We start from the raw sequence: 10,837 nt of genomic DNA, 5'->3' as shown, positions 1-10,837 counted from the left end.
ATCCTGGCCAGGTATTCGCCGTTTGCGCTCCTGACCTTATAAGCTCCGCGATGTTCGACCATGACCCGGCCGACTGAAAAATCGCCTAAATTCAATTTTTGGCGGCTGGATTCAAAAAACGCGTCATAGCCCAGATCCTCAAGTTCTTTTTTCATAACTTATGCCTTCTGAGGGCTTTTGCGGAGATATTTTTATGCCATTACTCTAAGCCAATCTCTAAGCATGTCTTTGCCGTTTTGAAAAGCTACTTCTGGAAGTTCGCTCGCAGAAAACCATTTTAATTCCTCTATATCATCACCCGGCTTCACTTCACCGCTAACAATCTTGGCGATATAACAGATGTTCAAAGTAGAATATTTTTCAGGCCCGTAAATATCCATATATATTCCCAGTAATTTTTCGATCTCGATATCAAAACCTGTTTCTTCTCTGGCTTCTCGGCGCGCACCTGCCTCGGGGTGTTCGCCATATTCCAAAAATCCACCAATCACATCCCATTTTCCTTTTTCCGGTTCAATACACCTCTTCCCAAGCAAGACCTTGTCTCCGTCAATTATCAAAGCGCTCGATGTTGGTTTCGAATTTAAATATAAAATAAAACCGCAATCAGAACAAACAAATTTATTTAATTGCTGTTCGGAATATTTCTTGCCGCATTTTGGACAAAACTCGTATATCATAATTTAATTATACGAAAAAACCGCCTGTTTGATAAGGCGGCAAGCATGGCGCGAGGTTAGGGAAGACATTAGAACTATTGCCCGGAAATCAAATATGATTACTTATGCGCCAGATTTGACATCGACTTTTTTTGACTTCATGCGAAGCAATAAATCGTTACAAGCCGCGTCCTCGGTTTCAAATACCTTCAGATCATATTGGCCGCCACGCTGACTATAATAAACGACCCATTGATTATCCTTCATTCTAATAACTGTTTTATTATCCGTAATACCCGTATCCCCAATTAGGAACCAGCTGCTTGGAATGTCCAGTTTTTGTAATTCGCTTAATAATTCAATACTATTCATATTTTTATTTTACTTTCTTATGTTTTGATTATACCATGAGCCTTAATTTCCTAAATCCCCTACAAAAAACGCCGAACAGCGGTTTTTTTTACTTAAAACACGATCCAGTTTATAACCTTTAGGGCAGGCCCTTGAGGACTTTCCCGAGGCTGCTTCTACTATCTTAACAAGGCACTCGCATAGGGGCAAACAACGCCCGCTCTCTTTTATCTGAAAGAATATAAAAAATCAATATCTTCAGAATATTTTACAAAATAGGTTTCTGCAATAACTGTCTGCGCTTGTTCATAATGACTATGGCAACAACAATCCACAATACCAAGCTCAGGACTAAATTCCATATAAAACTGACCGTACCCGTCGCTAACGGCTGGAGAATCAGCGTACTCGCGGAAAGCATTGCGTGCATGAGCATTATCACAGGCAAGCTTCCTCCGGTCCGGTCAAAAACCCACACTAAAAGCACCCTGTATGCGGGAAGCGCCAGCAAATAAAAAGTAATGAATCCTGCCGTAAACATAACCCAGGATTTCAAGCCGCCTAAATAATTGCTAGACCATATAGCTATCATGAAGTGCCATATGCCCCAAAGGACGCCAACAATCAATCCGGTGGATAAAATATCGTATCGCTGCCGCAGTCTGGGTGTCGCAAATCCGGTCCAACCGGTTTCCTCTAGCAACCCCCCGCCTACGAGCCCCCATCCGAGACCGAATAATAATAACGCGACCCTACCGCTTACCGTGATAATTCCCGGGAGAAATAATTGGTTAAAAAACGAAAGTCCAAAGAGTACCGCAGCGACAAGAAGCGGGCCCGTTAAGGCCGCTACAGCGTACCAGCGCGCTTCAACCCGCCATTGCAAAAACCGGGATAGAAGCCTACGAAGCCCTTCTTTGCCGTCAATAAAAAAATTCATAAGGATACCAGAGACGAATGGACCAGCGAACATAATGAGGAGTGCGGGAATAAACAGCTTCTCGGCTTGCTCTTTGGTGCCCGGGATATTACCAGGCCCACCGATAAGGATAAGGATGCCGCCCCATGAAATGGTAAACACCAGAAGGTAATAAGATAAAACCGGATGACGCCTAATAGAACTCGAGATACTCATAGATTGTTTTAAAATTTTTATTATTTATTCTAATTTTACCAAAAAACCGCCAAAAAGGCGATTTTTAATATGCACAACACTCCAGCTTATAACCTCTTGGACGCAAGCCTAAGAGGGCTTTTCTAGGGCTGTTTTACTATCTTAACAATGCTCATACATAGGAAGAGGTCGACAATTTTTTTATTCCTTACCTCCATAATGATTTATTGCATAAGAAAGGATCGCTCCAATTATATTGTGATTCCCTTCTTGTCCAAATCTGATCATTCTTGGTTTTGAGCGATTGATTTCTGAAAATTGTAATCCATTAGTAAAAAGTTGAATGTCTAAAACTTTGTCTAATTTTACCGCAAAAGATTTTTTGTCTCCTCTAAAAATAATTCTTTTGCTAGTAATGATTAAATCACCGTCTCCGACTGTAACAAGCCCAGTCTCGCTAACTGAATGACCGCGAAATCCACCAACTCTATAGCTAACGCCCTTCATAATTCTAAAGCTTACACCTTGCGACCCACCTTCAAATCTTCGGCGCAAAACTTTTTCCTCAATTAATGTAGCGGGTTCTTCCCAATATGCATTTTCATCTTTTTGGGTTATTAAATTCTTTACTGGTATCGTGGGTATATTGCCTTGTTGAATTTCGTTTAGAAGACGCAAGCGAGCGAGCTCTTTCTTGTTTGATTGTATTTCTTCGTCAGCTAGTCCTAGGTATTTTTGGATGGTTAAAAGTTCTTGTTCTTCGTCTTTCGTAACTTGTTCATCCGATTTTGTTACTGAAAAAGCTACCGCAAAAATTTCCGCTCGTATCTTTTTTATATCTTCATCAGTAAGGTCAAGCTCTTTTTTCTTTTTATTAAGCCCATCAATTTCTTCTTTTGTAAGTTTGCCGTCGTTGACGGCCTCAAGCAACGCCTGCTTAAATTCCTTTTTGTTAAAGGATTTTCGTTTGACATCTTTATATTTATTTACAATTGTTTGAAAAATTCCCATAAATTATTTTATTTTGGCTCTCGCATCGTTTGAACCTACCCCCTTATGGCACAGCACTCCAGTCTATAACCTCTTTAGTGCAAACCCTTGAGGGCTTTTCTGGGGCTGTTTTTATTATCTTAACAAGGTACTCGCATGGGGGTCTACAATTATCTAAGGCCTTTTTGCTGCTCTCTATCTTTTTTCAAATTCTATAACGAAACGATTCTTAGAGTATTTGAAATCCTTATAATCTTTGTCTTCTCCTTCACTTAACGCATATATCTTAGCCCCCATTAAAGAGAGTGCTTTTTTAACAATAAATAAGCCAATACCATTTTCAGCCTTTCCTTTGGCATGTCTGCCTTTTTTTCTTTCAAGGAATATCAGCTCCTTCTCGTCCTCATCTATTCGCACACTAATCATTGAAAATTCTAATTTTTGAGGAAGAGCACGTAAATCGGCTGTAATATCAATCTGCGAATTATCCCTTGCATACTTACTAATATTGTCCAGTAATTGCCAAACGGCAGCGTTTAATAAGGTTGGATCAACGAGCACTTTATCTTCACCAGTGACAACAGAAGGAATGGAATTATTAATAATAATGCCCCGGCCCCTTAATTCATCAACAAAAGGATTAACAAGCCTATAAATAGTTTTCTGTAAACTGACTTTTATTTTATTCTCTGCACTAGACACGTCCGCATAGCCAGAGATGATACCCAAAGTTTCTATTTGCGCATCTAGATCAACTGCCCGATGAGAGATTTGACACACATCTTGGGCGGCAATACTCGTATTTGACTCAATCATCCTTTTTACTTCTTCTTGAAACTCCGAAAACGGACGAGAACGAGCGTTATCGGATATTAAACGAGAAAAATTGCCCTTAAATCTGATCTGAAACTTAATTAGATTATGGGCAAAACGTTTAATAATTGAATCAAAATGTTGTCTCTGACTTTTCTCAAGCTGTTTTAATTGAGGAATCAAGCTCAAATAAATTTGGCAACCTCGATTAACCCATTTAGTTCCTTGAAATGTTTGATCATCGTCTCTTACTATTAAGCGAACCGACCCTTGGTCTGTCTTTCTGTATATATTACGAAATCCGTTTTCCCGGAAGTTTTCTTCTGCTTTTGTTATAAAAGATTGAGGAAACTGATCAAGTTCTCCAGTGTGGCCGACTAATTTATCCTCTGAATCCCACAACTCAAATAGGATTACCCCTGTTTCTTCTTGCATAGATTATTTCTAGCTGCCGTCTCTATCCTTTCTATATAAACCCATGGATCAGCGTTTTTTTGAATCCAACCATCAGCAAAGCCATGAATTTCATGACCAGGTATGAATCCAGCATAGCCAGAATAGAAAATTAGATGTTTTTGCGGATATTTACTACGTAAAGCCTTTAAAAGACCTATTCCCTCGTCTGAAGGCGTTAACTTAAGAGAAACTCCCTTGTAATCAATAAAAATTATATCGGAATTTTTAATGTCTTCTGCGTCAAAATTGTCTATCTCTTTTCTTTGTTTGACACTCCATCCAGCATCTCTAATATTGTCCAACAATGAATCCATCGCCTCATCGTCAATAAACAATATTTGTGTTTGCTTTTTTATTTCTTCAATTGAAAGAGGTTTTTTGCGAAAAATTCTTACCCCTATGCTTTTAATCCTACCCCAAAAGAAATTAATTAAAGCAAGGTACATTGCTTGTTCTCCATCCATATAATTAAAATTATTATAGCTAGAAAGAAAAAATTACCTAAAAAGGCAAATTCTTAAAATCAAGCACGGGATGGAGGAATCGAACCTCCGCCAACGGTTTTGGAGACCGTAGTACTACCACTATACTAATCCCGCGTGATAGCTTAGAGCTTATGGCTAATGGCTTATGGCAACAGAGCTTTTTTAAAAGCTCTAATCCTTTTGATCAAAACCTCCGCTTCTTGGTAATGCTCATCTTTTGCCGCCAAATTGATGTAATTTAATTCTTGGGCGAAATGCAAAATATTCACCGTTTCCAAAATTGATTTAATCGAGATATTCAGGAAATTGGAAAAATCTTTATCTGTTCCGCCGGAACCTTCCGCAATATTGTTGGAAACGGAAACAGCAGCCCTTTTTAGCTGGTCCGCCAAAGCAAATGTTTCGGTTTTGGGAAATTTTTCCGCAATCTTATAAAGCCGCCTTCCATAAGCGATCGCTAATTTCCATATTTCCAAAGTTTCAAACCGAAACATTTTTGCTATTTGCTATTGGCTATAAGCCCTACGCTATTTTTTGAGTTCCTTGTGCATCGTGTGCTTGCCGCACCACGGGCAATGCTTTTTGAGCTCGATCTTGCGCTCAACTTTGCGCTTGTTCTTTCTTGTCCAGTGATTGATGCGTTTGCATTCTTTGCACTGTAATTTGATGATATTGTCTTGAGACATGTTCGCTATCGCTCAATTTAAAATTTAAAAATGAAAATTTAAAATTTTCGGTTTTAGTTTTAAAATGTCGTTTTTCCTTTTTATATTTTACTTTTTAATTTTTTTGCACCCATCGACCGATATTTTGATCATATTCGTATAAAATCAGGCTCAAGCCCGATGTCTGGTCTTTTCCGCTTTGCAACACCCAGTCCGACTCACCCGGTGTGAAGAAAGCTTGAACCGTATAACTTATTTTGCTTGGCGCTTGGGAAGTGTCGGCGACCAACAGCATCTGCCGCATAATATGGCCGTCTTCGTATTCCACATAGAAAGTGCTGTATGAGCCGTCAACGAACCAAAAACGCGTCACAAACCACTTCCCGCCCAAAACCGCCTTCTCTGGCGAAAGCTGGGAGATTTTAACTGCCACATCTTCCATCACGATTTCCCGCGGTTCTTTCTCTCCCGTCAAAGCGCCGCCCGATGGCGAAGCCGTGGCGGTCGGCGAAGCCACGATAGCCCCCTTCTGCCAGGGCCAGTTATCGTACTTTTGCCGATAAAGAAAGATACCACCTATCAGGACAAAAATCAAAACTATTAAAATAATGGTTTGTTTTTTGCTGAACATATTTATTTTTTTACCATCACTGAGCCGATGCCCCGCACCTTGCGGGGGACCTACTCTTTATTACCATGCCCCGCATTTGCGGGGTACCAACTGAGCTTATAATGCTCTATCCCATTAGAGCCGATGGCCAGAGTTGAACTGGCGACCTACTCCTTACCATGGAGTTGCTCTACCAACTGAGCTACATCGGCTCTAATGGGACAAGCTTTTCAACATTCCTTCTATCTCGATATCCAATTGATTACCGCCTTTTAATCTTTTTAAATACCTTTCATATCTTACCGCCTCTATCTTTGTATTAAATTTTTTAAAGCAAATTACTTTTAACGGCCGCCTATTCTTTGTCGATGGATTTAATCCGTCATTGTGAAATTTCAATCGCAAAGACAAATTATTCGTATATCCTATATACCTCCTTCTATCCTTATCTGATTTTAAAATATAAGTATAAAACATCTTACTCCTTACCATGCCCCGCATTTGCGGGGTACCAACTGCCTGCCCCGCTTCTGCGGCGGAGCTACATCGGCGAATTTAGCTTATCGCTTATAGCATATAGCTAATTGCGATAAATACAAAACTTGTTTAAGAAAGAACTGCTATTTGCTATACGCCATTGGCTATTAGCCACTCTCCGGATACGCTTCTTTTATCAAATCCTCCTTGCCTTCCATCGCTTCCCTCACCGGCGCTAAAATTTTTACCAATTCTTTGGCCAGTGCTTTCTTCAGGTCTTCCGGATGCAGTTTTTTGTCGGCAAAATCATTCTCCAAATCCGCGTAATTAGCATATTCCACATTTCCGCCGAATTTTTCCGGCCGTTCAACCGCTAATTTTTCTCCCTTATCCTCCTTCAGCGCCATAATAACATATTTCATGAACACCATAATCCCGTTGTCTTTCAGATCACCCTCGGGGCAATAGGCCTTCTTGATCTTGGCGGCGATTTCCGCTTCGCTGTCCAGCAGGTCTATTTTTGAGCCGGCTTCCGACGCGCTCATTTTTCCGCCGTCGATTCCCGGCAGCATCGGCGTCATGATTTCGATCCGTTTTTGCTGGCCGATCTTGGGATGCGATTCGCGGGCAAAGCCGAAAATTTTTCGCTGATCCACTCCGCCGTATTGGATATCCGCGCCCAAATGCTCTTCGTCCAGCGTTTGCAGCAAAGGGTATAAAAACCCGCCCAGCTTTGGCGCGTCGCCGAATTTAACAACCTCCGCCGCCGCGTGTTTGGCGCGCTCGGCGCTCGTCTGGGCGGCCAGACGATACATATCCAAAGAATATTCCTTGCCCAGCTGATAATCGCTGCCCTTAATGAATTCGATCTTAGAGATATCAGTGCCAATGGATTTATACAGCGCCGACAATTCCTGCTTATAAAATTCCACTCTCTTAGCCAAAAGTTCCAGCGGACTTTTCAGGTTGTCCAAATGCGCATGTATATCGGCCAACAAGATCTTCACCTTCAAGCCCGCATTCACGAAATCCTTGATCTTCATCGCCGGGATAAGATAGCCGATATGCGGCCGGCCCGTTGGCGCGTAGCCCAAATAAACGACCGGTTCTTTTTTGGTTTTTAAAAGTTCTCCCAGCTCTTCTTCCGTCAGAATCTCTTCCGTATTGCGTTTTATTAAATTGAGCTTTTCTTCGATGCTCATCTTGGATTATCGTCGAATTATCGCATTTTTATAATAATGGAAAAATCGCAATAAATCAAGCAAAAAGAAAAGCGGGACAATGTTTATGCCCCGCCATTAACGAAACCCCCTTGCCTGCAACCTTCTCGATCGAATTTTCTGAAGTGCCACCGCCTCGGCCTAGCGCCTCTGCGCTTTGAGTCCGGTAGTGGCTTAAGAGTTAAAGAGCAAGCGAAATTAAAACAGCCCTGCCCGGCAAAATAATCGCCAAGCAGGGCCAGTATGGCTTAACGAACTCTGAGCGTTGAACTAAGATATTTAATGTCCTTAGGCTTGATAACAACCTTCCTCTTGCGATTTTTCTTGATGTACCCGGCGCGAAACGCACCGATTTTGTGGGAAGCCGCGACATCTATAACCGCTTGCACATCCGACCCCGAAACATAAAGGGCAAATCCTGCGCCCATGTTCAAGTTGCCGTAAGCCTCGAAATCGTCTATCGGCCCGTGCTTTTGCAAAAAGTCGAAAATTGGGAGTTTTTCGGGAAGACGCTCGATAATATAGGCAAAAGGCTGCGTTGCGCGCATCGACTTACGCCAGCCATGGCCCGTGATGTTCACTGCGTAATGGATATCCACGCCGCGGTCGAGACAGTCCTCGAGAAGCCCGACATAAATATGAGTGGGATCGAGAAGCGTTTCGCCGTAAGTCCTGCCGTCGCTGAGTTTTGTGAGATAGCCGTCGGGCAGCTTGTCGGCGATCTTTCTCGCCAATGTGAGACCGTTAGCGTGGATGCCGGAGCTCTCGATGATCACGATCGCGTCATCATGCTGGATTTTGTCGGCCGTGATGAGCCGCTCCTTCGGCTTTATCAGACCCATTGCCGAGCCGGAAAGCACAACCGCTTCCGGAACCACTACTCCCTTGAGCGTTGGCGTTTCGCCGCCGCCCCAGACGCACCGCGCCAAATTGCAGGCATTTTTCCATCCTTCAACAAGGTCTCGGCACCGCTTCTGATCGTTGAACCAATCCGAGGTCCCGACAGCCAAATGCATTGCCACCGAAAGGGGCAACGCACCGAGCGTGATCATATCGTTCACGATCATAGCTACCGCGTCCTGCGCGATCCGGTCGTAGTAAGTCTTGCCGGTCAGCGCGTACATTGCATCGGCGACCAGGTTTTTAGTGCCCAGGCCTTCTTCAACATGAGCGAAGTAGCTTTTCTTCGCCTCGATGAGATAAGCGCTCTCACCTCGGCTCGTTTCGACCTCCCGGAACTCACCGTCGTTGAGTCGACGAATGTTTGCGGCCGTTTCCCGGCCGACTATTTGCGTCATGCGCTTGAAAGGATCCATTGAATCGTAATCCACGCCGACACCGGCATAAGTCATCTTTTTCGCCATGATTTTATCCTCCTTTTGATGAAATGAACTGATGCTGATCCAAAAAAAATAAAAGGACCTCCCAGCCCTCCTGTCTTTTTACCCTTTATGATTTTTACTGCAACCTTCTTGTCCGAATTTTCTGAAGTGTCCAGGGGGCAGGAGTCGAACCTGCATAAAACGGTTTTACAGACCGCCGCATAAACCGCTCTGCCACCCCTGGTCGATGCTTATATAAAATCTTAACATTTTACTCCGAAATGTCCAGTTTGCTCCTACTAAAAAACGGCTTAAAGCCGCTTTTATGCCAAAACACGGAGCCAGCGGTCGGGATTGGACCGACGACCTGCTGTTTACAAAACAGCTGCTCTACCACTGAGCTACGCTGGCCAGCCCATTACTTCTTCCTCACGCTGCGAAGGCCCTTGATTTTTTCCAGCTTCACTTTTGTCTGTTCGTCCGTGGGATCAAGCTTCAAAACTTGGCGGAAGCAAGCCCGGGCGTCGGAATAGCTTTGTTGATTGTAATAGATGTCGCAAAGAGCCCGGTAAGCCTTCAGATCCTTGGGATTTTCCGCGATGGCGTCGATATACTTCTTTTCTTCTTCGGTCACAGTCAGTATTTCCTCCTCTTCTTCCTGCTCGACCGGTTCGGACAAGACCGGCTCGATAACTTTTTCTTCTTCCACGGCGTTGACTATTTCCACTTTCTCCTTGAAAGCGCTGTCTTCGTCCTTGGCCACCTCTTGTTCGATTTTCTTGATGGTATGGGAAACCTCTGCCTTATCCAGCTGTTCCAAAAGCTGGGTTTTCTCCTTTTTTTTGAGCCGCCTGTGTTCCATCCAGGCGCGGGATCTGATTGTCCAGACGTCCGATTTCTCGCGCGATGACTTTATCCAGGCCACGAAAAGATTGTCCAGTTTTAAAACGAACAAACGGAGCCTGCGCAAGCTCTTTTCCAGCTGGCTCAAGGCCATCGGCAAAAAATTAGAGTATTTGAGCCCGTGTAGCCGCGCTTTTATTTCTTCACCCAGCTTGCCGTTAAGCGAAGGCTGGGGCTCGCGGGACAATTTTGCCAAAGACGGGATTTTCCGCGCGACGAAAAAAATCACTCCCCCCAGCCCGCCGATAAATATGATTATCCCCAATATGGTTATCCAAGACATAAACCGTTGTTCTACGCGAATTTTAAAAACCGCGCAATTACACTGATAATTATGACTTTGCTGATTTTACAGATGACCGGAATTTGATAATTTCCGCGCGAATCCGCGGTTAGATCTCGAATCGGCTGAATTTGCCCAGCTTTATGTTCTCGCCAAGCTTCCCCACCGCGTCGGTGATGACATTCTGAACGGTCTTGGCGGAATCCTTGATAAAAGGCTGAGCCAGCAATTCTTCATTGCTCTGAGGGGCAACGGCCGCGATATGCAGGCAAATTTCGTGCGCCAAGTCCTTAAAATTCTCGTTGCGCGCCACAAAATCCGTCTCGCAATAGAGTTCCAACAAGACGCCGATCCGCTGATTGGCATGGACATAGGCGTTGACTATGCCGCTTTTGGTTTGCCGTTCCGATTTTTTTTCGGCCATTTCCGCGCCGCGTTTGCTCAAAAGCTCCCGGGCGCGAGGTTCGTCGCCCAGATCGGAAGAGGGTG

Annotated in this window: 13 protein-coding genes and 4 tRNA genes; all 17 read right to left on the bottom strand. The window is 43.6% G+C overall.

The features are described from left to right. Positions 1–191: 191 nt before the first annotated feature. Positions 192–560 (bottom strand): NUDIX hydrolase, encoded by a 369-nt coding sequence (locus tag PHE24_06650; protein MDD4902778.1) that lies wholly within the window; start codon positions 558–560, stop codon positions 192–194. A 222-nt stretch (positions 561–782) separates the two neighbouring features. Continuing rightward, positions 783–1,031, bottom strand: a complete 249-nt coding sequence (locus PHE24_06645) for a hypothetical protein (GenBank protein MDD4902777.1) — start codon at positions 1,029–1,031, stop codon at positions 783–785. 247 nt (positions 1,032–1,278) lie between these two features. After that, complete coding sequence (locus PHE24_06640) at positions 1,279–2,145, bottom strand: CPBP family glutamic-type intramembrane protease (protein ID MDD4902776.1); 867 nt, start codon at positions 2,143–2,145, stop codon at positions 1,279–1,281. Between the two features lie 180 nt (positions 2,146–2,325). Next, positions 2,326–3,135: a hypothetical protein gene (locus tag PHE24_06635; protein ID MDD4902775.1), complete on the bottom strand. Its 810-nt coding sequence runs from the start codon at positions 3,133–3,135 to the stop codon at positions 2,326–2,328. Positions 3,136–3,309: 174 nt separating this feature from the next. Then, on the bottom strand, positions 3,310–4,362 hold the full coding sequence (locus PHE24_06630; protein ID MDD4902774.1) for an ATP-binding protein: 1,053 nt from the start codon (positions 4,360–4,362) through the stop codon (positions 3,310–3,312). After that, positions 4,341–4,847 (bottom strand): hypothetical protein, encoded by a 507-nt coding sequence (locus PHE24_06625; protein ID MDD4902773.1) that lies wholly within the window; start codon positions 4,845–4,847, stop codon positions 4,341–4,343. Before PHE24_06625 ends, PHE24_06630 begins: the two co-directional genes overlap by 22 nt. Positions 4,848–4,911: 64 nt before the next feature. Next, positions 4,912–4,982: transfer RNA gene (locus tag PHE24_06620), tRNA-Trp, on the bottom strand. 29 nt (positions 4,983–5,011) lie between these two features. Continuing rightward, positions 5,012–5,362 (bottom strand): four helix bundle protein, encoded by a 351-nt coding sequence (locus tag PHE24_06615; protein MDD4902772.1) that lies wholly within the window; start codon positions 5,360–5,362, stop codon positions 5,012–5,014. Positions 5,363–5,395: 33 nt separating this feature from the next. Then, a complete protein-coding gene (gene rpmG / locus PHE24_06610; GenBank protein MDD4902771.1) occupies positions 5,396–5,554 on the bottom strand; it encodes a 50S ribosomal protein L33 in 159 nt (52 codons plus the stop codon). Positions 5,555–5,648: 94 nt separating this feature from the next. Next, entirely contained in the window at positions 5,649–6,164 is a 516-nt protein-coding gene (locus PHE24_06605; protein MDD4902770.1) for a hypothetical protein, read from the bottom strand. A 118-nt stretch (positions 6,165–6,282) separates the two neighbouring features. Next, positions 6,283–6,355: transfer RNA gene (locus PHE24_06600), tRNA-Thr, on the bottom strand. Positions 6,356–6,787: 432 nt separating this feature from the next. After that, entirely contained in the window at positions 6,788–7,822 is a 1,035-nt protein-coding gene (locus tag PHE24_06595; GenBank protein ID MDD4902769.1) for a tyrosine--tRNA ligase, read from the bottom strand. Between the two features lie 266 nt (positions 7,823–8,088). Beyond that, positions 8,089–9,204, bottom strand: a complete 1,116-nt coding sequence (locus PHE24_06590; protein MDD4902768.1) for an AIR synthase-related protein — start codon at positions 9,202–9,204, stop codon at positions 8,089–8,091. Between the two features lie 129 nt (positions 9,205–9,333). Next, positions 9,334–9,406: transfer RNA gene (locus tag PHE24_06585), tRNA-Tyr, on the bottom strand. A gap of 95 nt (positions 9,407–9,501) precedes the next feature. After that, positions 9,502–9,573 (bottom strand) — tRNA-Thr (locus PHE24_06580). Positions 9,574–9,580: 7 nt separating this feature from the next. Beyond that, positions 9,581–10,348: a tetratricopeptide repeat protein gene (locus PHE24_06575; GenBank protein MDD4902767.1), complete on the bottom strand. Its 768-nt coding sequence runs from the start codon at positions 10,346–10,348 to the stop codon at positions 9,581–9,583. Positions 10,349–10,457: 109 nt separating this feature from the next. Beyond that, positions 10,458–10,837 (bottom strand): elongation factor Ts (locus PHE24_06570; GenBank protein MDD4902766.1); only part of this gene is annotated, 380 nt, incomplete at its 5' end.

The organism is Patescibacteria group bacterium, assembly GCA_028707065.1.
Taxonomy (GTDB): Bacteria; Patescibacteriota; Patescibacteriia; order Patescibacteriales; family WJLG01; genus JAQTUZ01.
The sequence above is the reverse complement of the archived record's forward strand: the minus strand, read 5'-3'. Positions and strand labels throughout refer to the sequence as shown.

Bases quoted from the DNA above. Each gene is read 5' to 3' on its own strand.
- PHE24_06595 (MDD4902769.1), bottom strand. From the start codon at position 7,822: ATGAGCATCGAAGAAAAGCTCAATTTAATAAAACGCAATACGGAAGAG.
- PHE24_06615 (MDD4902772.1), bottom strand. From the start codon at position 5,362: ATGTTTCGGTTTGAAACTTTGGAAATATGGAAATTAGCGATCGCTTAT.
- PHE24_06645 (MDD4902777.1), bottom strand. From the start codon at position 1,031: ATGAATAGTATTGAATTATTAAGCGAATTACAAAAACTGGACATTCCA.
- PHE24_06640 (MDD4902776.1), bottom strand. From the start codon at position 2,145: ATGAGTATCTCGAGTTCTATTAGGCGTCATCCGGTTTTATCTTATTAC.
- PHE24_06625 (MDD4902773.1), bottom strand. From the start codon at position 4,847: ATGGATGGAGAACAAGCAATGTACCTTGCTTTAATTAATTTCTTTTGG.
- PHE24_06590 (MDD4902768.1), bottom strand. From the start codon at position 9,204: ATGGCGAAAAAGATGACTTATGCCGGTGTCGGCGTGGATTACGATTCA.
- rpmG (MDD4902771.1), bottom strand. From the start codon at position 5,554: ATGTCTCAAGACAATATCATCAAATTACAGTGCAAAGAATGCAAACGC.
- PHE24_06630 (MDD4902774.1), bottom strand. From the start codon at position 4,362: ATGCAAGAAGAAACAGGGGTAATCCTATTTGAGTTGTGGGATTCAGAG.
- PHE24_06575 (MDD4902767.1), bottom strand. From the start codon at position 10,348: ATGTCTTGGATAACCATATTGGGGATAATCATATTTATCGGCGGGCTG.
- PHE24_06605 (MDD4902770.1), bottom strand. From the start codon at position 6,164: ATGTTCAGCAAAAAACAAACCATTATTTTAATAGTTTTGATTTTTGTC.
- PHE24_06635 (MDD4902775.1), bottom strand. From the start codon at position 3,135: ATGGGAATTTTTCAAACAATTGTAAATAAATATAAAGATGTCAAACGA.